This is a genomic window from Nocardia sp. CDC160 (assembly GCF_035818795.1).
Lineage (GTDB): Bacteria > Actinomycetota > Actinomycetes > Mycobacteriales > Mycobacteriaceae > Nocardia.
The window spans coordinates 1-23,538 of sequence record NZ_JAYKYT010000003.1 but is presented as its reverse complement, the minus strand read 5'-3'; the positions used below and the strand labels follow the sequence as shown (position 1 = coordinate 23,538).

The window sequence follows — 23,538 nt, the reverse complement described above, 5'->3', positions numbered from 1 at the left end:
GCTCTACCCTCGAGGAACCCGTGCCCGAAAGGACCGGTTCGGCGGTATTGCGCGCGTAGGCTGACCACCAGTGCGTTCGTGGCCGACGCAGCGAAGGGAGTGGTCCGATGACCGGCTTCTCGCCCGGATTCCAGGGACGCCCGCGTCCCCAGAGCGATCGACTACCGCCGGGGCAGTACCTCGTCGAGGACTTCCCGGTGCTGTCGGCGGGACCGACCCCGCGGGTGGATCTCGATCGCTGGCAGTTCACCATCACCAATGAGACCGGCCGCCAGTGGAGTTGGAGCTGGCCGCAGCTCATGTCGCTCCCGCAGGAGCGCCCGCACGTCGACATCCACTGCGTCACCCGCTGGTCCAAACTCGACACCGACTGGCAGGGCATCTCCCTGGACCGCCTGCTCGAAAACGTCGAAACCCAGGCCGAATACGCGCTGATCTCCAGTTACGGCGGCTACACCACCAACCTTCCGCTCGAAGACCTGATGGACGGCCAGGCTTGGATCGTCCACACCTTCGACGGCCAGGATCTGCATCCCGAACACGGTGGGCCCGCGCGACTGCTGGTTCCGCATCTGTACTTATGGAAATCGGCCAAGTGGGTCAAGGGAATCCGGCTCCTCGACCTCGACGAACCCGGCTTCTGGGAGGCCGCGGGCTATCACAGCTACGGCGACCCCTGGCGCGAACAGCGCTACCAGGACGACTGATGCGCTGGCAGCCCGCCGAACTCCTCGCCACCCGCGCCGAATCGCCCTCGGCGCGCACCCTGATCCTGCGCGTCCCCGCCTGGCCCGGCCATCGACCCGGCCAGCACATCGACGTCCGCCTCACCGCACCCGACGGCTACCACGCCGAACGCAGCTACTCCCTGGCCGCGCCCGCCGACGGCGACCACATCGAAATCACCGTCCAGCGCGTCGAAGACGGGGAGGTCTCGTCGTATCTGGTCGACACGCTCCCGGTCGGTGCGTTCATCGAAGTGCGCGGACCGGTCGGCGGCTGGTTCGTGTGGAACCCGGAGAACGGGGGAGCGGCCGTGCTCGTCGCGGGCGGCTCCGGCATCGTGCCGCTGGCCGCCATGCTCCGCGCCCGCCGGAAATCGGCCGACCTGAGCCCTTTCCGCCTGCTGTACTCGGTGCGCACACCCGCCGATCTGCTGTATGCCGACGAGCTCGCCGAGCTGCGCCGCGCCGCGCTCGCCCCGCCGGAAGACCCGGTCGGGCAGGTCTGTTACCTCGGCGCGGGTGGCGGGGCCGACGACGATATCGAGGTCTTTCTCGCCTACACCCGCACCGCGCCCGCCGACGACCCGAGGCCACCCGGCCGCCTCACCCGCGCCGAGATCGCCCGCCTCGCCCTTCCGCCGTCACCGGCGGTGACCTGCTATGTCTGCGGCCCGACGGCCTTCGTCGAATTCGCCGCCGACGCTTTGGTTTCCGCCGGACACGACCCGGCCATGATTCGCACCGAACGCTTCGGGCCGACGGGGAGGTAACCATGACGATCCCGTACACCTACGCCACGGCGGGCCCGGACGACCGCTACGTGGATGGCAACGCCCTCGCCGGTCTGCTCTCGGAGATCTTCTCCGGCGACCCGACCCTCCACGAATGCCGCTGCGCCGCCTGCCATTCCACCGAACCCCTGGCCCGAGCCCTCGTCTACATGGACGGCCCCGGCACGGTCATCCGCTGCGCGCACTGCGCGGCCGTCATGCTCCGGCTGACCACCACCCCCACCGGCACCCACCTCACCGTCACCGCCGAAACCACCCTCCACTTCGCACCCCAGCCCTGACCACCCGACGAAAACGACGAGGCCCGCGTCGGGGACGCGGGCCTCGGGGGAGCGGGGTGGGTCAGCGGCGACGGATGCTGCGCTGAACGCCGCGCATTTTCGCGCCGGAGGGCAGGGGGCCCTTCGGCAGTGCCGGGCCGCCGCGGGTGGCGAGGGCCGAGAGACGGCCCTCGATGAGGTCCATGCGCTTGGCGTCGATATTGCGGGGGAGCTTGGTGAGGTAGCGCTGCAGGTCCTTGATGGCGACCTGGTCCTTCTCGTTGCCGATCACGATGTCGTAGATCGGGGTGTCGCCGACCAGCCGGGAGACCTTCTTCTTCTCCTGGGCCAGTAGCGACTTCACGCGCTGGGGCGAGCCCTCGGCGACCAGGATCACGCCCGGCAGGCCGACCACGCGGTGCACGGCGTCGAGCTGGGTGGTGGCGGCGACACCCGGGGTGACACGCCACTTGCCCTGGAGGTTGTCGAGCACCCAGGCGGCCGCACCGGCCTGACCCTCGGCCTTGGCGTAGACGTTCTTCTGCACGCGGCGGCCGAAGATGATGAAGGCGGCGAGCGCGCCCAGCAGCAGACCGATCGGCAGCAGGAACCACTGCATGCCGAAGAGGAACCCGATCACCAGGAACACCACGGTCACGCCGACGAAGGCGCCGATCATCAGCGGCAGCAGGAGTTTGTCTTCCTTGCGCTGCATCTGGAACGCCTGCCAAAGCTGTTGGCGACGCTCCTTCGACGCCTGCTTGCGCGCCGCCTTCGCCGCGGCCTTCGCTTCCTTCGACGGATTACCGCCCTTGCCTGCTGCCATGCCGTCCAGCTTAATGGCCGGGTACGCCCGGTTCGCGACGGGATCCCGGCAGCCTGAGCGGCTACTCGCCGAAGCGGGTCACAGTCCGGCATTGCTGCGGTACCTGTCACGAATACCGTCGCCCGTTTTGTGCAAGCCCGCTTGAAATCTGCTGTGCTCGACCCTTCACTACCGGCAAGCGAAGGGACCACGGAAGGACATGCGGTCGACAGACCACACGCCCGCCACCGCGCGTCCCCGCCATCGGCTGCCGGGTGTCGCCGCGCTGGTCGCGGGCCTGCTCGCACTCACCGCCTGCACGGTCGCGGGCCACGAATCCACCGCGGCGCTGACGGCGGCGCCGACCTCGACCGCGACACAAAAGCTTTCGCGCTCGGACGCGCTCCTGTTCTCCGGGGCCACCGGCACGACCCCGCCCGAGGCACTCGCCATCCTCGACAAGCTGCCGGTGAAGGGCCGCGCCCCCAAAACCGGCTACGCGCGAAACCAGTTCGGCGACAACTGGACCGACGACGTCGACGTCGCGGGCGGCCACAACGGCTGCGACACCCGCAACGACATCCTGGGCCGCGACCTCACCGACCCGGCATTCAAGCCCGACACCCACGACTGCGTGGTCCTCTCCGGCACCCTGAACGACCCCTACACCGGCAAGACCATCGAATTCGTGCGCGGCCCCGGCACCTCGAACGCCGTCCAGATCGACCACGTGGTCGCCCTGGCCGACGCCTGGCAAAAAGGCGCACAGCAACTCACCCCGCGCGAACGCGCCAACCTCGCCAACGACCCCCGCAATCTGCTCGCCGTCGACGGCCCCACCAACCAGCAGAAGGGCGCGGGCGACGCCGCCACCTGGCTCCCGCCCAACAAGGACTTCCGCTGCACCTACGTGACCAAGCAGATCGAAGTGAAATCCGCCTACTCCCTCTGGGTTACGCAGGCAGAGAAGGACGCCATGACCCGAGTCCTGAACGCCTGCACCCCTTGACGAACATCCACACCGAAAGAAATGGAGTGATCTAGATGAACAAGGCCCTGGCCACCCTCGGCCTGACCGCCACCACCGCCGCACTGCTCGCGGTGACAACCGGCCCCGCGACCGCGGAAACCCTGGCCGCCCCCGCCATCCCGTCCCAGTTCCACGCCGCCCCAGCCGAACTCCCGGCCGAAATCCCTGCGGTCCCGGCAACAACCACCGCCCGCGACCTCCTCGACACCACCGGCCTCGTGGTCCGCGCCGACGACGTCTACTACAAGAACTGCACCGAGGCCCGCAAGGCCGGTGCCGCCCCCATCAAGAAGGGCGAGCCCGGCTACCGCCCGGCCCTCGACCGCGACAACGACGGCGTGGCCTGCGAGTAGCTGAGGTCAGCTGGAGGACTTGGCCTTTTCCTGGATCGTGCTGGCTATTTGGGTGGGCATGGGTTCGTGGCGGGCGTAGGTGCGGGTGAAGGTGGCTGCGCCATGGGCCAGGGAGCGGAGGTCTACGGCGTAGCGGGAGAGTTCCAGTTCGGGGACTTCGGCTCGGATGGTGGTGCGGCCCAGGCCCGCTGGCTCGGTGCCGAGGACGCGGCCGCGGCGGCTGGAGAGGTCGCCGAGGACGGGGCCCACGTAGTCGTCGGAGACGACCACTCGGACTTCGGAGATCGGCTCGAGGAGGTTGATGCGGGCGGATCCGGCCGCCTCGCGCAGGGCCAGGGCTCCGGCCATTTGGAAGGCGGCGTCGGAGGAGTCGACCGAGTGGGCCTTGCCGTCGAAGAGGGTCACCCGCACGTCCACGAGGGGGTATCCGGCGGCGACGCCCTTGACCGCCTGCGCGCGCACGCCCTTCTCGACCGAGGGAATGAATTGGCGCGGAACGACTCCGCCCACCACCTTGTCGACGAATTCGATGCCGGATCCCTCGGGCAGCGGCGCGACTTCGATCTCACAGATGGCGTACTGGCCGTGTCCGCCGGACTGCTTCACATGCCGACCCTTCCCGGTGGCCGTGTTGGCGAAGGTTTCGCGCAGCGCCACCTTGTGGTCGATCACATCCACCTGCACCCCGAACCGGGACCGCAGCCGCTCCAGCGCCACCTCCCGGTGCGCCTCGCCCAGACACCACAGCACCAGCTGGTGGGTGTCGGGATTCTGCTCCAGGCGCACCGTCGGATCCTCGGCGACCAGCCGTGACAAACCCTGCGACAGCTTGTCCTCATCGGCCTTGCTGTGCGCCTTGATCGCCACCGGCAGCAGCGGATCCGGCATCGACCAGGGTTCGATAATGAGCGGACAGTCCTTGGCGGACAACGTATCCCCGGTCTCGGCCCGCGTCAGCTTGGTCACGCACACGATGTCCCCGGCGATCGCCTGCGGCAGCGGCCGCTGCTGCTTGCCGAACGGCGCCGACACCCCGCCGACCCGTTCGTCCGCATCGTGGGTATCGGTCTCGCTGGGCCCGTGCCCGCACACGTGCACGGTGTCGTCGGCGTGCAGCGTCCCGGAGAACACCCGCACCAACGACATTCGCCCCACATACGGGTCGGAGGCGGTGCGAATCACCTCGGCGGCCAGCGGCGCACCCGGATCGCAAGCCAGCGCGGACGCCTTCCCGCCCGAACCGGTCGCCGACACGGGATGCTCTGCGGGCGTGGGGAATCCGCGTGTGATCAGATCCAGGATCTCCACGGTCCCCAGCCCCTGCCGCGCCCCTTCCGGCGGCGGCGCGGCGATCAGCACCGGATGGAAACTGCCACGCGCCACGGCCTTTTCGAGATCGCGCACCAGATCCGCGAGGTCGATCTCCTCGCCGCTGATGTAGCGATCCATCAGCGTCTCGTCCTCGCTCTCGGCAATGATCCCCTCGATGAGCCGATTGCGCGCCTCCTCCATCTGCTCCCGCTGTTCCTCGGAGGCAGGCGTTTCCGTACGCTCCCCGGTCGCGTAGTCGTAGACGTGCTGGGTGAGCAGATCGATGAGCCCGATCACCGGCCGATGCCCGTCCGCGCCCTTCTCCCCGTACACCGGAAGATGCAGCGGCAGCATGCTTTCCGACCGCCCGCCGCCGAGAATCTCCCGGCAGGTGTCGGTCATATCGTCGAAATCCGCACGCGCGGTATCCAAATGGGTGAGCACAATGGCGCGCGGCATGCCGACGCTCGCACATTCCTCCCACAATGCCAAGGTCGGCCCGCTCACGCCTTCGACTCCCGCGGCGGCCGAGAGCACGAAAAGGGCCGCGTCCGCTGCTCGCAGACCGGCCCTGAGCTCTCCGACGAAATCCGCGTATCCGGGGGTGTCGAGGAGATTGACCTTGATGTGGTCCCATCCCATCGGCACCACCGACAGTTGCACCGACCGGTGTTGCCGCTGCTCGATATCGTCGTAGTCGGAGACCGAGGTGCCGTCCTCCACGCGCCCACATCGCGGCACCGCACCGGCGGCCACGGCCAGGGCCTCGACCAGCGTGGTCTTACCCGACCCGCTGTGCCCCACCAGCACCACATTCCGTATGTCGTCCGGCCTTTCGGCCACGACTACCCTGCCGTTGACACCTTGCGACGTCGTCGTTCGCTCGACCATGGCTCGCTCCGGGGGTCGAATTGTGCGGTCCTTCGAGCTTCCCACCAGCGGGGCGATCACGTCCACGATTCGCGCGATAACCCGTCTACGGGCGTTTCGATACCGGTCGCGCGCCATTCATTCGCATGCCATCGAGCGCAGAATACGACCGCGCGCCGCACTCCGAATGGGAATGCGGCGCGCGGCGAATTCGATTGGCTACGAACCGAAACGGGCCAACACGCTGGTGGCCTCCTGGGCCGCGCTGCCCTCGTCGGCCAGGTGCGCCATCTCCGGCGAGATCTCCCGCCCGTGGTGCCGCATGGCCTGCGCGTAGAGCCGACCCGCGCGGTAGGACGAGCGCACCAGCGGCCCCGCCATCACCCCGGCGAAGCCCATCTCCTCGGCCGCCTTGGAGTGGGCGACGAACTCCTCGGGCTTCACCCACCGGTCGACCGGGTGGTGCCGCGGCGAGGGCCGCAGGTACTGGGTGATGGTGATGATGTCGGTCCCGGCCTCGTGCAGATCACGCAGCGCCTGGGTGACTTCCTCGGGGGTCTCGCCCATGCCCAGGATCAGGTTCGACTTGGTGACCAGCCCGGCCTCACGCGCCGCGGTGATGACCGCCAGCGAGCGCTCGTAGCGGAACGCGGGACGGATGCGCTTGAAGATGCGCGGCACCGTCTCCAGGTTGTGCGCCAAAACCTCGGGCCGCGAATCGAACACCTCGGCCAGCTGCTCGGGGACGGCGTTGAAGTCCGGGATCAGCAGCTCGACGCCGGTGTGCGGGTTGAGCCGCTTGATGGCGCGCACGGTCTCGGCGTACAGCCACGCGCCGCCGTCCTCGAGATCATCGCGGGCGACACCGGTGACGGTGGAGTACCGCAGCCCCATGGCCTGCACCGACTCGGCCACGCGCCGCGGCTCGTCGCGGTCGAGGGCGGCGGGCTTGCCGGTGTCGATCTGGCAGAAGTCACAGCGCCGCGTGCACTGCTCGCCGCCGATGAGGAAGGTGGCCTCGCGGTCTTCCCAACACTCGAAGATGTTCGGACATCCGGCTTCCTCGCAGACCGTGTGCAGCCCTTCGCGTTTCACCAGGCCCTTGAGTTCGGTGTACTCGGGGCCCATGGTCGCGCGGGTGCGGATCCAGGAGGGCTTGCGCTCGATCGGGGTCTCGGCATTGCGGGCCTCGATGCGCAGCAGCTTGCGGCCGTTGGGTGCGGCCGGTCCATTCGGGGGTGTCGGGGTATCGACGGAGGTCACTTGGTCCACCCTACGCTCGTGATCGTTTCGCCTCGGCGGGCACGGCTGTGGGCACCACCGGGAACTGATCGGTTGTTGACGCGGGAATCGGCTCGGGGCATTCGGCGGCGGCCTTCGCGCAGCGGGCCACGATGTGCGGGGTCACCTTCAACTCGCCGTCGAGGGCCCGCGCGATGGCGTCGGCCACCAGCGGCCGCACCTCGTCCACGGTCACCTCCCGACCGAGCTCACGGCTCAACGTGGTGACACCGGCGTCGCGAATCCCGCACGGCACGATCGCGTCGAACCCGTCCAGGCTGGAATTGCAGTTCAGCGAGATCCCGTGCAGGGTGACCCCGCGCTGAACACGCACGCCGATGGCCGCGACCTTGCGCTCGGGCAGCGTCTCCGACTCCGGAACCCACACGCCCGAACGGCCTTCCACGCGACCGGCTTCCAGCCCCAGCCGGGCGCACACCTCGATGAGCGCTTCCTCGAGCCGACGCACGTAGGCGACCACGTCGACGGGTTCGACGAGCCGCACGATCGGATAGCCGACGAGTTGCCCCGGCCCGTGCCAGGTGATCTTGCCGCCGCGATCCACCTCGATCACCGGGCTGCCGTCGACCGGCAGATCCTGCGGCTCGGTGCGGCGGCCCGCGGTGAAGACGAAGGGGTGTTCCAGCAGGAGCAGCCGGTCCTGACCGATGTTGTCGGCGCGCTCGTCGGCGATTTTCCGCTGCAGATCCCAGGCTTCCTGGTAATCGATGAGGCCCAGATTCTCGACGACGAGGGGTGTGCCGTCGAAGCGGGCGGATACCGCACAGGGTAACGGTGCGGTGGCCGTACTGCTCTCACTCACGATTGCGACGTTACCCCTTCGGCGAAGGTCAGTTGCATGAGCGTCAGGTCCAGCCAGCGGCCGAATTTGAGGCCGACTTCCGGCAGCTGTCCCACGATCGTGAACCCGAATTTCTCGTGCAGGGCGATCGACGTGCGGTTACTCGACTCGATCGCGGCGATCATGGCGTGCACCTCGCCCCGGCGCGCCCGCTCCAGCAGCTCGCTCATCAAAGCCGTGGCGACTCCGCGCCGCTGGAATATATCTGTCACGTACACCGAATTCTCGATCGAGAAGCGGTAGCCGGACTTGGGCCGGAACTGCCCGTAGCTGGCGTAGCCCGCCACCTGGCCGTCGATCTCGGCCACCAGCACCGGATGCCCGGCCCCGGTCCGCGTCGCGAACCACGCCTTGCGCTCGTCCAGGTCGGCGGGCTCGGTATCCCAGATGGCAGTGGTCTCGGCGATGGCGTTGTTGTGGATCACCAGGATCTCCGGCAGATCGCTCTCGCGCGCGTCCCGGACCAGCAGCTCGGACGAATGATTGGTCACATCGACACGGTATCGACGCGGGTGCTGTGACGTGCGCCGCGCCCGCGGTTTCGGCCGCGTACGGTGCGGGACCGCGACCCGAATGGCCGAGAGCGGGATGCCCTCCGGCGCACGGGGTTCGCCTGACTAGTCGGAACGACCCAGCGTTGCGGTCAACGCCGCCCCGACGGTGGGGTGCTGGAATTGATATCCGGCCGCTTCCAGAACGGCGGGAATCGCCCTGGGGCCGTGCAGAATTCCCTCGTCCGCGAATTCGCCGACGGCAAGTCGCAGCGCGAAGGCGGGGACCATCAGGGGAGTGGGCCGGTGCATGACACGGCCGATGGCGCGGGTGAACTCGGCATTGGTGACCGGCGCGGGACCCACCATATTGACCGGGCCGGAAAGGTTTTCGTGCGTGAGCGCGTAAATGATCGCGCCGACCTCGTCGTCGAGGGAGATCCACGGCACGTACTGTCGTCCGCTGCCCAATCGCCCGCCGAGCCCGAGAAAATACAGCGGATAGAGCATCCCGAGCATGCCGCCGTGCCGCGCCAACACCACGGCCGAGCGCAGCAGCACCGTGCGCACACCCGCGTCGCTGGCCTGCTCGGTGGCCGCCTCCCAGTCCGCGCACAGTCCGGCCAGGAAACCCGTTCCGGCGGGGGAGGTTTCGGTGACGACCCGGTCCCCGCTGTCACCGCCGTAGTAGTGCACGCCGCTGGCATTGATCAGCGTCGGCACCCCCGCCGCGGCGACCGCGGAGGCCAGCACATCGGTCGGCACGATGCGGCTGTCGCGCAATTCCTGTTTGTAGCTGCCGTTCCAACGCCGCCGCCCGATACCGGCGCCGCACAGGTTCACCACGGCGTCGGCATCGCGCAGCGCGCGTTCGTCCAGATGCGATCGGGCCGGGTCCCAGGTGAATTCGTCGCGGGCGTGGACGGGACGGCGTACCAGGCGGGTGACCTGGTGCCCGTCGCGGCGCAATGCCGCGACGAGCGCCGTCCCGATCAGACCGGAGGACCCGGCGACCACGACCTTCATCCGATCAGCCCCACCGCATCCGCCTTACAGGCCGAGGTCGCCTTCGAAGGCCGCTTCCTCGAGCCGGTGCTTGACGGTGGTCAGGAAGCGACCCGCGTCGGCGCCGTCGATGAGGCGGTGATCGTAGGTGAGCGGCAGGTAGGCCATCGAACGGATGCCGATGAACTCGTTGCCGTCGTCGCTGATCACCATGGGGCGCTTGACGATCGCGCCGGTGCCCAGCTCGGCGGCCTGCGGCGGCACCAGGATCGGGGTGTCGAACAGCGCGCCGTTCGAGCCGATATTGGTGATGGTGAAGGTGCCGTTGGCCAGCTCGTCCGGCTTCAGGCCGCCGTTGCGCGCCCGGTTGGCGATATCGGCGATGGCCCGGGCCAGTCCGGCCAGCGACAGGTCGTTGGCATTGTGGATGACCGGCGAGAGCAGGCCCTGCTCGGTGTCGACCGCGATACCCAGGTTGACCACCGAGTGGTAGGTGATCTCCTTGGTCTCGGAGTTGTAGGAGGCGTTGATGTTCGGGTGCACGGCCAGCGCCTCGATGACGGCCTTGGCGTAGAACGGCAGGAACGTGAGGTTCACGCCCTCACGCTGCTTGAACGCGGCCTTGGCGCGGTTGCGCAGGGACGCGATCTTGGTCATGTCGACCTCGTGCACCTGGGTCAGCTGCGCGGTGGTCTGCAGCGACTCGAGGGTCTTGGTCGCGGTGATCTGCCGGATGCGGCTGGCCTTCTGGACCGTGCCGGGCAGATGCGACAGCGACGGACGCGATGCGGCGGCGGCCGGGGCGGCCTTCGCGGCGGCGGGCGCGGGCGCGGCGGCCGGGGCCGGAGCCTTCTTGGCCTCCGCGGCGGCCAGCACATCCTGCTTGCGGATGCGGCCGCCGACACCGGAACCGGTGATCGAGGCGAGGTCGACGTTGTTCTCCGCGGCCAGCTTTCGCACCAGCGGGGTCACGTAGGGGCCGCCGTTGGAGGAGGGCTCCTCGGCCGGGGTGGCCGCGGCCGGGATCACGGCGGGCTTGGGGGCCGGGGCCGGAGTGGGGGCCGGGGCGGGCGCGGGAGCCGCGGCGGCCGGAGCCGGAGCAGGCGCGGGCGCGGGAGCCGGGGCAGGTTCGGGAGCCGGAGCCGGGGCAGGCGCGGGCGCGGCGGCGGGCGAGCCGCTGCCGATGACACCCAGCTGACCGCCGACGGCGACCACATCGTCCTCGTTCGCGGAGATCTCGAGCAGCGTGCCCGCGACCGGCGACGGGATCTCGGTGTCGACCTTGTCGGTGGACACCTCCAGCAGTGGCTCGTCGACGGCGACCTGATCGCCGACCTGCTTGAGCCAGCGGGTGACAGTGCCCTCGGTGACGGACTCACCGAGTTCCGGCATCTTGACCGGGGTTCCGGAGGCGGCGGCCGGAGCGGGCGCGGCGGCGGGAGCCTGCGCGGCGGGCTGCGGGGCCGGGGCGGCTTCCTGCGCGGGGGCCGGGGCGGGAGCGGGTGCGGCCTCGGGAGCGGGTGCGGCCTCGGGGGCCGGGGCGGAGGCCGGGGCCGGAGCGGATCCGGCATCACCGATCACGCCGAGCTCGCCACCGACCTCGATCACGTCGTCCTCCTGGGCGACGATCTTCACGAGAACGCCTGCGGCCGGGGACGGGATCTCGGTGTCGACCTTGTCGGTGGAGACCTCGAGCAGCGGCTCGTCGACCTCGACCGTGTCTCCTTCCTTCTTCAGCCACCTGGTCACAGTGCCCTCGGTGACGCTCTCACCAAGAGCTGGCATCTGGACGGAGAAGGTCATGTCCGTTGACTCCTCTGACTGCTCGTCGGGTTAAACAGTTCGTCTCTCAGCGGGCATGGCACCGCGGGTCGCGATGTCGTCCCGACGGCCACCGAACGCTCGATGGCACCGGAGATCCGTATTGGTTCTTGTTCCAACCACCCATCCTTGCACTTGTCTGGGTGCGGCGTGTCACAGGGCGGCCGTTGCACCGACCTCCCCGTGTCGCCACCCCCACCGAGAGCACGGAATCTCCCTGGCATGACCCGGGATTGACGGGATCCCATGACACGTATCACGTCCACTCGCCGAGTGGCACATCCTGGCGGGGATTTGTTCGGAATCGCCGCCGGGCTGTGCCACTCGGCGGGGTGGGCTGAGGTGGGGCTGAAGGGATTCTGTGGGGGTGCTTAGGAGTTGGGGGGTGGGGTGGCGGAGGGGGTGTGAGCTGGGCAGTATCGAAGTATCCGGCGGTGTGTAGTCCGCTTCGGAGAGGAGGTTTCGGGATGGCTTTCCTGGATCTGTTCGGGCGCGGCGGGACGGCTCGTCGCGGTGACATCGACCCCGAGGCGATGGCGCATCTGACCGCGTGGACGCGAAACCATTACGGCGTCGAGGCTTTCGTCGAACCGCGCACCACGGTCTCCGACGTCTCCGTCATGCTGGTCGCCCACGACGGCGAATGGACCCGCCGCGTGGTCGGCGAACGCGGCGCCCAACGCCTCTCCGCCGCCCTCGGTATCCCCGTCTACGACGCCCGCCGCGTCGGCTACCCCCAACGCATGCGCGACTACGAATCCCGCCGCCGCATCCTCGAACGCCGCGCCGCCGAATGGGAACTGTCCGACGACACCCGCCCCTGACCCCGGCCCTTCACCACCGGCTTCGCCAGCCGCCCAGACCCTCTGACGACGGACGCCCACCACAGCCGCGAGCGTGGCGGGCGTTCGGTCATTCTCCGGCTGCCTCACACCACCGAGTGCCAAGACGGCGATAGGCCGGGGACCGGACCGGCCGCCCTGACGACGGACGCCCGCCACCGTGCGTGAGCGGAGGCGGGCGTCCATGAGGGCTACCCGATTACTCGGCGGCGATGTCCTCGAGGGTGCTGATCAGGGTGCGGACCGGGACGCCGGTGCCGCCCTTGCCGATGTAGCCGAAGGGTCCGCCGGTGTTGTAGGCCGGTCCGGCGACGTCGAGGTGGGCCCACTGGACCGACTCCGGCACGAACTCCTTCAGGAACAGACCGGCCGAGAGCATCCCGCCCCACCGGTGCGACGCGACGTTCGCCAGGTCGGCGATCTTGGAGTTGATGTCGGCGCGCAGTTCCGCGGGAAGCGGCATGGGCCAGGCGTTCTCGCCGATCTCCTGGGAGATGCGCGCGACCCGGTCGCGGAAGGCGTCGGTACCCATGACGCCCGGGGTGCGGGTGCCCAGCGCCACCATCTGCGCGCCGGTGAGGGTCGCGACATCGATGAGGTAGTCGGGCTCGTCCTCGCCCGCGCGCACGATGGCGTCGGCGAGGATCAGGCGGCCCTCGGCATCGGTATTGATGACCTCGACGGTGGTGCCGCCGTACTGGGTGAGCACGTCACCGGGCCGCTGCGCGGTGGCCGAGGGCATGTTCTCGGCCATGGGCACGGTCGCGATCACGGTGAGCGGCAGGCTCAGTCGCGCCGCCAGCAGGGTGGTGGCGATGACCGCCGCCGCGCCGCCCATATCGGAGGTCATGTTCTCCATGGACTGCGCGGGCTTGATGGAGATGCCGCCGGTGTCGAAGGTGATGCCCTTGCCGATCAGCGCCACCTTCGGGTCGCCGCCCGCGTAGGTGATGCGGATCAGCCGCGGCGGCCGCGAGGAGCCCTTGCCGACGCCGAGAATGCCGCCGTAGCCCTGGGTTTCGAGTTCCTTCTCGTCGAGGATCTCCACCTGCAGTCCGGCCGCCTTGGCCAATTCGGCTGCGCGATTGGCGAATTCGGCGGGGAACAGATCATTGGGCGGGGTATTGACGAAATCCCGTGCGGTGGCGACGGCTTCGGCGACCGCCTGCGCCCGGAACAGCTCCTCTTCCCCGAATCCCGGTTCGGCGACCAGCAATTCGACCCGCTTGACCGGCTGCTCCTCCGGCTTCGGCGCGGACTTGGCCGACTTGAACGCGGTGAACTGGTACGCGCCCAGGTAAAACCCCTCGGCCGCGGCACCCAGATCCAGCCCCGACAGCGTGGTGACCGCGGTCGCGACCCCGGTCAGCGCCCGGCCGGCCGCACCGGCCGACTTGCGCACCTGCTCGGCATCGATCTTGTCGGCCGCGCCCAGCCCGACCGCCAGCACGAAATCCACACCCAGCCCGGCCGGAGCCGGAACCCGGGTGACCTCCTCGGCCTTGCCCTTGGCCCCGACCGCGCGTAGCGCCGTCTGCAACGCCGCCCGCGTGTCTGGATCCAGCACGTCCTCGAACGCGTCGGCGGGCGCGATAACCGGCCCGTCGTCCGACGTGGTGAGTCCAATCACGAGAACATCGGCCTCCCCGATGCCCTCGGTACGCACTAGTTCCGGCCCGAGCGAACGATCTGCAACAGCTGTCATAACTGCCCACGTTACTGCGCCGGTGCGACGGCAGCGGTTTGGGCGTGAACCGGGATTCGACCCCGGCCACCCTCGCGATTGCTATTAGATTGCTGTTTGTGTGTGTCGCCGGTGGGTATTTGCCCTCCGGCAGGGCTTTCCCGAATCGCTCCGGCATGAAAGGGACACGACAATGGCGTCACCCGAATCCGGCCAGAACGGCACACCTCCTGGTAGCGGCGGTAACAAGGCGCGCACCATCGCCATCGCCGCGGTCGCCATCGCGGCCCTGGCCATCGCATTCGCGGTGGGTGTGCTGGTCAATCGCAAGGACGACAAGTCCGGCACCACACCCAGCACCACCTCGTCCGCCGTCACCTCGAAGCCATCGTCGGCGAATCCCCTCCCGCCCACTACCGGACCCAAGTTCGTCGTCCCGCCCACGACGACCACCGCCGCCCAGCCCGCCCGCAAAATCGGCGACGACTGCTCGCACGACAACATCGTCGCCCAGTGGAATCAACGCAACGGCCAATGGGTGTGCGAACCCCAGGGCCAGGGCCGCGACCCGCATCAGGTGGGTGACGACTGCTCCCATGACGGCATCGTCGCCCAGTGGGGTCTGTCCCCGACCGGTGCGTGGATCTGCATTCCTCAGGAGCAGGGCCGGGATCCGCACAAGGTCGGCGACGACTGCTCGCACGACGGCATCATCGCCCAGTGGGGTCTGACCGGCGACGGCGAATGGGTGTGCATCCCCGCGGTCCAGGGCAATCCGGCCGAGCCCTATTCGCCGGTGCCGCCCGCGGGCGAGCCCGGCGCGAACTGACCGGAAGCCGCTGAGTGGCACACGGTTCGAGGGATCCGCCCCCCGAACCGCCCGAGCCGTGTGCCACTCGGCGACCTCCGACCGTCCCGTCGGCGTCGGGGCAACTGTCGGCCCGGACGCCAATGGCGAACCAATGGAAAACCAATGGCCCGAGCCGAATTCGTCAACCGCCCTCTACGGGTGTTTCACCCGTTTCCCGACCTTTCCGGACCCTCCCGGAAATACCCTGGATTCCGACACCGCCGTCGGGCATGACTTCGCGGTGTCCCCACCCTCCGGTGCCCGCAATCGCACGGCGCACAGGAGGTCTCCAGTGGCGAAGGCGAAGTTTCAGCGGACGAAGCCGCATGTCAACGTGGGCACCATCGGCCACATCGACCACGGCAAAACCACACTCACGGCGGCGATCACCCGGGTCCTGCACGAGAAACATCCGGACCTGAACCCCTTCACCCCGTTCGAGGCCATCGACAAGGCTCCCGAGGAGCGTCAGCGCGGCATCACGATCTCCATCGCGCATGTCGAATACCAAACGGAGAAGCGGCATTACGCGCATGTCGACTGCCCGGGGCACGCGGACTACATCAAGAACATGATCACCGGCGCGGCGCAGATGGACGGCGCGATCCTGGTGGTCGCCGCCACCGACGGGCCGATGCCGCAAACCAAGGAGCACGTGATCCTGGCGCGGCAGGTCGGCGTGCCGAAAATGGTTGTGGCACTGAACAAGTGCGACATGGTCGAGGACGAGGAGATCCTGGAGCTGGTCGAGCTCGAGGTGAGCGATCTGCTCAACGAGTACGAGTTCGACGGGGACAACACGCCGATCGTGCGGGTCTCGGCGTTCCAGGCGCTGGAGAATCCGACCGGTGAGTGGGGCGAGACCATCACCGAACTCCTGGCCGCGGTCGACGATTGGATCGATACCCCCACGCGCGAGGTGGAGAAACCGTTCCTCATGCCCATCGAGGACGTCTTCACTATCACCGGGCGCGGCACCGTGGTCACCGGGCGCATCGAGCGCGGCGTGCTGAAGGTGAATGCCGAGGTCGAGATCGTCGGCATTCGCCCGAAGACCACCAAGACCACCGTCACCGGCATCGAAATGTTCCGGAAGCTGTTGGACGAGGGCCAGGCCGGGGAGAACGTGGGCCTGCTGCTGCGCGGCATCAAGCGCGAGGATGTGGAGCGCGGCCAGTGCGTCATCAAGCCGGGGTCGGTCACCCCGCACACCCAGTTCGAGGGTCAGGCCTACATCCTGTCGAAGGAGGAGGGCGGCCGTCACACGCCGTTCTTCAACAACTACCGGCCCCAGTTCTACTTCCGCACAACCGATGTCACCGGGGTGGTGACGCTCCCGAAGGAGGTCGAGATGGTCCTCCCCGGTGACAACGTGTCGATGGAAGTGGTGCTGATCCAACCCATCGCCATGGAGCTCGGCCTCAAGTTCGCGATTCGCGAGGGCGGGCGGACCGTCGGCGCGGGTCAAATCACCAAGATCATCAAATAGGGCTCAGCCCATCTCTTCGAGCGCCTTGCCCTTGGTCTCGGGAACCCACTTGAGCACGAACGGGATCGAGAGCACGGCGAAGGCGGTGTAGATGACGTAGGTACCCGACAGGTTCCAATCCGCCAGGCTGGGGAAGCTGGCGGTGATGACCCAGTTGGCGATCCACTGCGCGGACGCGGCCACACCGAGGGCGGCGGCACGCAGCCGGTTGGGGAACATCTCGCCGAGCAGCACCCACACGACGACGCCCCAGGAGAGGGCGAAGAACAGCACGAAGGTGTGCGCGGAGACCAGCGCCACGATGCCCTGCGCGTGGGGGAGGCTCACGTTGTCGCCGGAGCCGGTCTTGTACGAGAACGCCCACGCTTCCAGGCCCAGCGAGATCGCCATGCCCGTGGATCCGATGAGCGCCAACGGTTTCCGGCCGATCCGGTCGACCAGCACCATGGCGATCACGGTGCCCACGATATTGATGATCGAGGTCGTGAAGGAGTAGAAGAACGAGCTCGACGGGTCGATGCCGACCGACTGCCACAGGGTGGCGGAGTAGTAGAAGACGACATTGATGCCGACCAGCTGCTGGAACACCGACAGCCCGATACCGATCCACACGATCGGCAGGAAGCCGAGCTTGCCGCCGAGCAGATCCTTGAAGGTGGACCGGGTCTCGGTGTGCATGGCCAGCTTGATCTCCGCGACGCGCTGGTCGAGATTGCTGCTGCCGCCCTCGACCTCGGAGAGCACCTCCTTGGCCTTGTCGACCTTGCCGACGGAGATGAGGTAGCGCGGCGACTCCGGAATGGTGAAGGAGAACAGGAAGTACAGCGCCGCGGGCACCACCATGACGCCGAGCATCCACTGCCAGGCCTCGAGTCCGCCGAGGTGTCCGCGTTGCTCGCTGCCCGCCATCTTCAGGATCGCGAAGTTCACCAGCTGCGAGGTTGCGATGCCGACCACGATGGCCGCCTGCTGGAACGACGCCAGCCGACCGCGATACGCGGGCGGCGACACCTCCGCGATGTAGGCGGGCCCGATCACCGAGGCCATGCCGATGCCGATGCCGCCGATCACGCGCCACATGGCCAGATCCCACAGCGCGAACGGCAGTGCCGACCCGATGGCACTACAGGTGAACAGTGCCGCGGCGATCCGCATGACCCAGGTGCGTCCGATCCGGTCCGCGATCCGCCCCGCGATCGCGGCCCCGACCGCGCACCCGATCAATGCGATGGCGACAACCTGGGCGAGCGTCGCCGACCCGATGTCGTACCGATCCCGGATGGCCTCGACCGCGCCGTTGATGACCGAGCTGTCGTATCCGAAGAGGAACCCGCCCATCGCGGCCGCGGCGGTAATGAACACGACGTAGACGAGTGCGTCCGCCCCTTCCCGCTGATCGCCGGGTGTTCGCGCTCCTACCGTTGAACTCACGAAGACTCCTTCGTCTCGCCCCGTATTCCCTTTTCGACCCGCGTTTCGACCATTGTTGCCGCCCGAGTGCTTGTCAACGGGCAGGCAACGCCGTGTGGCTACTCGCCATCGGTCGGTTCTCCTGGCCGTACCCACAATGCGCAGCTCACAACGATCTGCGCTGCGCTCGACGTGAGCGAGGGGCGAATCCTCACGGCGACGCTCAGCGCCACGGCGGCGGGCCCGATTCGTCCTTCCACGCGGCCAAGGCCTTGTTGTCGACCAGCGCGATGCCCTTGAGCTGGGCAATCTTCCGCGCCTCCCGAGTGAAATACGAGGTGGTGACGATCGCCGCGAATTCCGCCCCGAGGATGTCGAAGCAGGTGCCGCCGAACTTCTGGACGTGCTCGCTCCCGACAGGTCTGTTGATGCGGTACCGCTTCGCCTGAATGACCATTCGCCGCCCATCCGGAATCCGCCCGACAACATCGGCCCCGCGGTCGTTCGCGCCCCCGGTAACCTCGGCCTTCGGGCATCCGTCTCGTCGACACAGTGCCGCGATGGCGTGCTCGAATTGCGAATAGTCCATTTCATGAAACGGCAGCACGCTGAGGAATCGGGCCTGTGCAAGGTGCCGCCTGCGTCGAGTCAGATAGCCGCGCAAGAGGAACGGTCCCGCGACGAGGACCACAACCGCAGCCGCGGCGACGGCCATGAGCACGGGATTGTCCGAGGCGAACCGCATGATTCGAGCCAGAATGAGCGCACCGGCAATGGCGAATACGAAGAACAACGCGGCGCCATCCGCTGGTCGGCGTCTTCTGGCCATGTGCTGCCCCCTCCGATCGGAGTCGCGCATTCACCATATCGTGAGGAACATGCGCATTCCGGTTGAATGGCCAAGTACGCCAACGTAATTCGGACCAACTAGTCGTCTTTCTGTGGATTCGCTGCGTCACAGCGGCACTGCGGCGCATACTGACCGTGGAGCAAGATCGCCAAGGAGGGGTGGCATGGATCAGCGCTGGCAAATCGAGGTGGGCAAAGGTACCGATTCGCTCCGAATCGAGCGAATGACCCGGAGTTTGAACGATGCGATCGCCGATATCGCGGGCGTGCGGGTCGAATTCGTCGAGCACGCCGTCGTCGCCGAACCGGGCAGCAAGGGCGGCGTCGCTGACTTCGGTATGTGGATCAGCCTGAGCAGTACGGCAGCACCCGTCCTCATCGCTGCAATCAAGGAGTGGTGCGGCCGCGATCGGCATCGACGAGTTGAATTGTCCCGAAAGGGTGATTCGACCACCGTGACCATCACCGGTGATCTCACCGACGCCCAGGAGCGGGTCATCGACCATTTTCTCGGCGCCCCACCGGGACCGGCAATCGACGGTGAGAATGGCGAGCTGCCATGAGCCGCCCGCTCCGTCGCCGCGCACTGCTGATCGGCACGGAGATCTACGCCGACGGCCGTTTCGAGCCGCTGCCGTCGGTCGGTGCGGACACCTGGCTGCTGGAACAGGTCTTGAAGCACCGCCAGATCGGTCAATTCTGGCCAATCCGTCGGGTGGCCGACCTGACGACCGCGCGGATGCGGGAGGAGATCGCGCAGTTCTTTCAGGAGAGCGAGGAGGACGAGCTCGCCTTCCTCTACCTGTCCGGGCACGGCGTCCGGGATCCGAGGACCAGCGAATTCTATTTCGTCACAACGGATACCGATCGAGACCGCGTTGCGGAGACCGCCCTCCCAGCAGGGGATGTCAACGGCCTGGTGGAAGGCTGCGTGGCAGATCAGAAGATCGTCATGATCGACTGTTGCAAGAGCGGAGGATTCGCGGTCGGATTCCGTACTTCCGACCGTCCGCCGAAGGGAACGTCCGAGGCACCGGAACAGGCAGTTCTGGACAGCAGCAGTCGCGGTGTCTACATCCTGTCGTCCTCCCGGGCCGGGCAGGACTCCTTCGGTGGCTCGGTTACCGAGCACGGGATTCAGCCTTCGGTGTTCACTGGCGAGGTCATCGAGGCGCTGCGCACCGGCAAGGCCGCCCTGGACGGCAGCGGATTGGTGCCGGTGGACCACCTTTTCAAGTATGTGAACGAGCGAATGCGGGCGGCTGGCCGTCAGGTTCCCGTCAAATCCGGCATCGTCGACGACGCCATCATCATCGCCTCGTGCCCGCAGGGCGTCGAACCCCAACTGGCACCTTTGAAACCCAGGCCAGCAGGCAGGGCGCGCACCGCTCCATCGCCCGGCCGCAAGTCTGTGACCACCCCGGGCTGGCCGGAACTTATTGCGTACTACCGCAACTGCGTAGAAGCGGCGGCGTTGCAAGCGGCGCTATTGAGCGTCGAGAAGCGTGACGACTACGTGTGCCTTCCGGGTGTCGAGCGGTTCCTGTCGGGCGACCTGGACATGGACGACTGTGTGGCGGTCCCGGACGCCGCGACCGATTTGATCGCTCGCCTACAGGACGAGGGCGGCGAACTATGGACCGGCTATCCCGCGGTCTACTTCGATTCCTACCCTCATAGTCGAGATCGGAAGGTGTTCGCGCCCTTGCTTATTCGTCGTGTCGAGGTTGTCGTCCTCGGCGACGAGACGAGGTTGCGTCCGACGGGTCCGGTCCTCCCGCACCCCCGCCTCGCCGCCGACTTCCTCGGCGGTGAGCAGGCCGAATACTTCGTCGAGACCTATCAGCCGACCTGGCATGCCGGACAGCACGACAAAATGGCCCGGGACATCCGCTACGTGCTGATGCAGGACTTCGGGCTCGCTCAGGTCCAGGAGTTGCATCCGGATCGGCTGGCGCCCGCGATCGATACCCGCACCCTCCCGCACGGCGCCCGGAATGTCGCGGTCCTGTACCTGGCCGAGCTGGCCAAGGGGCCGACGACGGAGCTGTTGAAGGACCTCGCCGAGATCGAAGAATCCCCGGGACGCATCGAGGCGACGGCCCTCGCGGCCCTGGCGCCCAGTTTGGAGATGGTGTCCGCGCCCGCTCCGGAGTGCGATCCCCAATCGATTCGGCTGGTCACGCCGATGCCCTGCAATGATGCTCAGGAATCTGTAATCCGCTCCGCAATGGCGCACCGGCTGACCGTGGCCACCGGTCCGCCAGGTACGGGTAAGAGTCAACTGGTCGTGAATCTCGTTGCCACCGCGGTGGCCTCCGGGCAAAAAGTGCTCGTGGCATCCACCAATAACACTGCGGTGGACGAGGTTTGGGGCCGCTGCGACGAATTGGTAGAGGGCTCCGTGGTGCGCACGGGTTCCTGGGCCAACCGCGGGAAGGAAGCCGATCTGCTCGGCGTGCTTCGCGTGCTGGACGGACCCGAGACCACCGCGGAAACCGCGAGCGCGGAGCTCGACTGGGCCAATTTTCAGCTGGCTCAATGGCAGCAGAGCCTGTCCGAGGTCGCCGGATGCGAGCAGGCGCTGCTGTGGGCTGGACAGGAACGCGAGCGATCGGCGGGACAGCTGGGGCTGTCCGTCACCGAGGTGTTGCAACGACTCGGAGAAACCGAACTCGACGACGTGGTCGCCAAGGCGGGCGGCCTGGCGGTGACGAAATACTTCCCGAAGTGGCGTCGGAAGTGGTACCTACGAGGCTTCGGTTTCGAGGACTCGTCCGCTGAAATGTGCACAGCCCTGGCGGGTTTCGCTCGTGCCGAGGGCACTTGGCGCTCGGCGGAGCGCCGCCGAGCCGAACTGCCCCTCGATTCGGCATTGCACCAAAGTCTCGATTCCGCCGAGGCTGCGGTGCGAGCCGCGTCCGCGGCACTTCTCGACCGCAGCGTGCGCACCGCCATCCGCGCCGGGCAACCCTTCATCGCCGAACTGCACGAAAAGCTCCGTACCACCAGCGAGTGGAAGGCCACGCGCAATGCGTTGCCCTATCTACGTGCGTGGGCTGTGACTTGCCTCAAAGCTCGCAGGTTCCCGCCGGACGCGGGTCTATTCGACCTCGTAGTCATCGACGAGGCCAGCCAATGCGCGATTCCGTACGTCCTGCCTCTACTCTTCCGGGCCAGGCGCGCGCTGATCATCGGTGACCCAATGCAGTTGCAGCACATCCCTGGCATCGACGCGAATCAGGAGGGACGGGCCATACAGGAATCGGGCCTGTCTGATTCATGGTTGGACAACCGCCGCCTCTCTTACCTCCGTGACTCCAGCTTCCACGCCGCCCAGCAGGCCATCGGCGGACATCTGTTGCTGGATGAGCATTTCCGATGTCACCCCGACATTGCCGATGTGGCGAACCGTCTCTTCTATGGCGGGCAGCTGACCGTTCTCACCGATATGCGCGGTCGTCCCCGCCTGCGAGGTGAAGGTGCGATCGAGTGGAGGTCGGTGTCCGGTCATGCCGAACAAGACAGTCGTGGTTCATGGATCAACGAGGCCGAGGTCTCGGAGGTGGTCGAAACGGTCGGGCGTCTACTGGCCGCAGACCTGTTGCCACCCACCGCGACCATCGGGGTGGTGACGCCGTTCCGTGCCCAAGCGGAGGCGATTGGTCGCAAGCTCAACGGGCATCGGGATCGGGTGCGAGTGGGCACGGTGCATATTTTCCAGGGCGGTGAGTGCGACATCATGCTGTTCTCGCTGGTCGCCACCCGTACCATGGCGATTCGCTCCATCGACTGGATCGACAAGCAGCTGAATCTGTGGAACGTCGCCATCACACGCGCTCGGTGTCATCTATTGGTCATCGGGGACCCGGGGGTATGGGAGAACCGCCGAGTCACGCGAGCCCTCATCACCGCCGGTGCGGGAGAAGCGGCGGTTGCCAGTGGGCGCGGTGACGAACTCCTGACTCGTCTCTACCGCGCAGAACGTGTACAGCCCGGCGCGGCGACCGTGCAACTCGCCGCACCCGTACTCGGTCATCGCGCCGACATCCGCATCGATTGGAACGACGAAAGCGTCACGGCTCTCCTGCTGGATCGGGGGAGTGCGCCCGGCGTCGATCCGGCCCGGCACGTCCGGATGATGCTGCGCCGCTGTGAACTCCTGAACGATCTCGCCGACCGAACGGACGCACGCCGTGTCCCGGCATGGGAGCTGTATCGACCGCAATGAGTCAACGTACCGGGAAAAGTGCAGGTAGAGAGGCGATTTGACTTTGGTTCACCGCAACCCGTAACTTATTCCAGGTCAGAGCGACACGGACACCGACCCGGAGCCCCAAGGGCCTGGGAAACGAGGTTGGACGAGGAGCGCCTGACGATCACACTAGTTCGAGCTGACCAGCGGATTTGGATCCGCTGAGAGGCGCGAGCTAAGCTTGAAAAGTTGCCTAGCCGATCGAACGGGCTGACCGTCCGGGAGATGGCTTGTGCGTGTGTTCTTTGAGAACTCAATAGTGTGTCGATGAATGTCAGTGCCAAATATTTTATTTGGTTCCAATCATTCTCCCCCCGTGAGGGTGGTTGGACATTTTTAGTCAGCTTAATTTCCGAGCTGGCGTTTTCTTGCCAAGGTTTTCGGACTCTGGTTAATTCTTCCGATTCCGCTCTTCGGGGCGTAATTGAGAGTCTTCAACGGAGAGTTTGATCCTGGCTCAGGACGAACGCTGGCGGCGTGCTTAACACATGCAAGTCGAGCGGTAAGGCCCTTCGGGGTACACGAGCGGCGAACGGGTGAGTAACACGTGGGTG

The 23,538-nt window shown here is 67.2% G+C and carries 20 protein-coding genes and 1 rRNA gene; 11 read left to right on the top strand and 10 right to left on the bottom strand.

Going from position 1 to position 23,538, the window contains the following annotated elements; translation table 11 throughout:
* Positions 1 to 107 precede the first annotated feature (107 nt).
* From VMT40_RS14680 to VMT40_RS14670, 3 genes are read left to right on the top strand one after another with little or no spacing between them, the layout of a single operon-like run.
* Positions 108 to 707, top strand: coding sequence for a sulfite oxidase-like oxidoreductase (locus VMT40_RS14680; RefSeq protein ID WP_326358652.1), 600 nt, complete (start codon positions 108 to 110; stop codon positions 705 to 707).
* Positions 707 to 1,495 carry a ferredoxin reductase gene (locus VMT40_RS14675; RefSeq protein ID WP_326358651.1) on the top strand — a complete coding sequence of 263 codons (789 nt, stop codon included), beginning with the start codon at positions 707 to 709 and terminating at the stop codon, positions 1,493 to 1,495. The genes VMT40_RS14680 and VMT40_RS14675 overlap by 1 nt, the downstream gene beginning before the upstream one ends.
* Positions 1,496 to 1,497: 2 nt before the next feature.
* A complete protein-coding gene (locus tag VMT40_RS14670) occupies positions 1,498 to 1,797 on the top strand; it encodes a DUF6510 family protein (protein ID WP_326358650.1) in 300 nt (99 codons plus the stop codon).
* 61 nt (positions 1,798 to 1,858) lie between these two features.
* Here the strand turns inward: VMT40_RS14670 and VMT40_RS14665 are convergent, their stop codons facing one another.
* Positions 1,859 to 2,602, bottom strand: a complete 744-nt coding sequence (locus VMT40_RS14665; protein WP_326358649.1) for a DUF4191 domain-containing protein — start codon at positions 2,600 to 2,602, stop codon at positions 1,859 to 1,861.
* Between the two features lie 199 nt (positions 2,603 to 2,801).
* Between VMT40_RS14665 and VMT40_RS14660 the strand changes: the two genes are divergently transcribed.
* Both VMT40_RS14660 and VMT40_RS14655 read left to right on the top strand, forming a co-directional pair.
* Entirely contained in the window at positions 2,802 to 3,590 is a 789-nt protein-coding gene (locus VMT40_RS14660) for an HNH endonuclease family protein (RefSeq protein WP_326358647.1), read from the top strand.
* A 35-nt stretch (positions 3,591 to 3,625) separates the two neighbouring features.
* Entirely contained in the window at positions 3,626 to 3,964 is a 339-nt protein-coding gene (locus VMT40_RS14655; protein WP_326358645.1) for an excalibur calcium-binding domain-containing protein, read from the top strand.
* Between the two features lie 6 nt (positions 3,965 to 3,970).
* Here VMT40_RS14655 and VMT40_RS14650 read toward each other — a convergent pair whose 3' ends face one another.
* The 6 genes from VMT40_RS14650 to sucB form a co-directional block, all read right to left on the bottom strand.
* Entirely contained in the window at positions 3,971 to 6,166 is a 2,196-nt protein-coding gene (locus VMT40_RS14650) for an elongation factor G-like protein EF-G2 (RefSeq protein WP_326358644.1), read from the bottom strand.
* Between the two features lie 198 nt (positions 6,167 to 6,364).
* Positions 6,365 to 7,408, bottom strand: a complete 1,044-nt coding sequence (gene lipA, locus VMT40_RS14645; protein ID WP_326358643.1) for a lipoyl synthase — start codon at positions 7,406 to 7,408, stop codon at positions 6,365 to 6,367.
* A 10-nt stretch (positions 7,409 to 7,418) separates the two neighbouring features.
* Positions 7,419 to 8,252, bottom strand: coding sequence for a lipoyl(octanoyl) transferase LipB (lipB, locus tag VMT40_RS14640; RefSeq protein ID WP_442790019.1), 834 nt, complete (start codon positions 8,250 to 8,252; stop codon positions 7,419 to 7,421).
* On the bottom strand, positions 8,246 to 8,758 hold the full coding sequence (locus VMT40_RS14635; protein ID WP_326360189.1) for a GNAT family N-acetyltransferase: 513 nt from the start codon (positions 8,756 to 8,758) through the stop codon (positions 8,246 to 8,248). Before VMT40_RS14635 ends, lipB begins: the two co-directional genes overlap by 7 nt.
* A gap of 147 nt (positions 8,759 to 8,905) precedes the next feature.
* Positions 8,906 to 9,805 carry a TIGR01777 family oxidoreductase gene (locus VMT40_RS14630; RefSeq protein WP_326358641.1) on the bottom strand — a complete coding sequence of 300 codons (900 nt, stop codon included), beginning with the start codon at positions 9,803 to 9,805 and terminating at the stop codon, positions 8,906 to 8,908.
* 24 nt (positions 9,806 to 9,829) lie between these two features.
* Positions 9,830 to 11,587 carry a 2-oxoglutarate dehydrogenase, E2 component, dihydrolipoamide succinyltransferase gene (gene sucB / locus VMT40_RS14625; RefSeq protein WP_326358639.1) on the bottom strand — a complete coding sequence of 586 codons (1,758 nt, stop codon included), beginning with the start codon at positions 11,585 to 11,587 and terminating at the stop codon, positions 9,830 to 9,832.
* A 485-nt stretch (positions 11,588 to 12,072) separates the two neighbouring features.
* Here sucB and VMT40_RS14620 point away from each other — a divergent pair, with 485 nt between their 5' ends.
* Positions 12,073 to 12,429 carry an oxidoreductase gene (locus VMT40_RS14620; protein WP_326358638.1) on the top strand — a complete coding sequence of 119 codons (357 nt, stop codon included), beginning with the start codon at positions 12,073 to 12,075 and terminating at the stop codon, positions 12,427 to 12,429.
* Between the two features lie 217 nt (positions 12,430 to 12,646).
* Here the strand turns inward: VMT40_RS14620 and VMT40_RS14615 are convergent, their stop codons facing one another.
* Positions 12,647 to 14,152, bottom strand: a complete 1,506-nt coding sequence (locus tag VMT40_RS14615; protein WP_326358637.1) for a leucyl aminopeptidase — start codon at positions 14,150 to 14,152, stop codon at positions 12,647 to 12,649.
* Positions 14,153 to 14,324: 172 nt separating this feature from the next.
* On the opposite strand from VMT40_RS14615, the gene VMT40_RS14610 reads away from it, so the two are divergent.
* Complete coding sequence (locus tag VMT40_RS14610) at positions 14,325 to 14,960, top strand: hypothetical protein (RefSeq protein ID WP_326358636.1); 636 nt, start codon at positions 14,325 to 14,327, stop codon at positions 14,958 to 14,960.
* A gap of 313 nt (positions 14,961 to 15,273) precedes the next feature.
* A complete protein-coding gene (gene tuf / locus VMT40_RS14605) occupies positions 15,274 to 16,470 on the top strand; it encodes an elongation factor Tu (protein ID WP_326307378.1) in 1,197 nt (398 codons plus the stop codon).
* Positions 16,471 to 16,473: 3 nt separating this feature from the next.
* Here tuf and VMT40_RS14600 read toward each other — a convergent pair whose 3' ends face one another.
* Positions 16,474 to 17,901: a sugar porter family MFS transporter gene (locus tag VMT40_RS14600; RefSeq protein WP_326358635.1), complete on the bottom strand. Its 1,428-nt coding sequence runs from the start codon at positions 17,899 to 17,901 to the stop codon at positions 16,474 to 16,476.
* A 202-nt stretch (positions 17,902 to 18,103) separates the two neighbouring features.
* Entirely contained in the window at positions 18,104 to 18,709 is a 606-nt protein-coding gene (locus tag VMT40_RS14595; protein ID WP_326358634.1) for a restriction endonuclease, read from the bottom strand.
* 112 nt (positions 18,710 to 18,821) lie between these two features.
* Between VMT40_RS14595 and VMT40_RS14590 the strand changes: the two genes are divergently transcribed.
* The 3 genes from VMT40_RS14590 to VMT40_RS14580 form a co-directional block, all read left to right on the top strand.
* Positions 18,822 to 19,292 carry an effector-associated constant component EACC1 gene (locus tag VMT40_RS14590; RefSeq protein ID WP_326358633.1) on the top strand — a complete coding sequence of 157 codons (471 nt, stop codon included), beginning with the start codon at positions 18,822 to 18,824 and terminating at the stop codon, positions 19,290 to 19,292.
* On the top strand, positions 19,289 to 22,960 hold the full coding sequence (locus tag VMT40_RS14585) for a caspase, EACC1-associated type (RefSeq protein ID WP_326358631.1): 3,672 nt from the start codon (positions 19,289 to 19,291) through the stop codon (positions 22,958 to 22,960). Before VMT40_RS14590 ends, VMT40_RS14585 begins: the two co-directional genes overlap by 4 nt.
* A gap of 458 nt (positions 22,961 to 23,418) precedes the next feature.
* Positions 23,419 to 23,538: ribosomal RNA gene (locus tag VMT40_RS14580) — 16S ribosomal RNA — on the top strand; the annotation flags it as partial.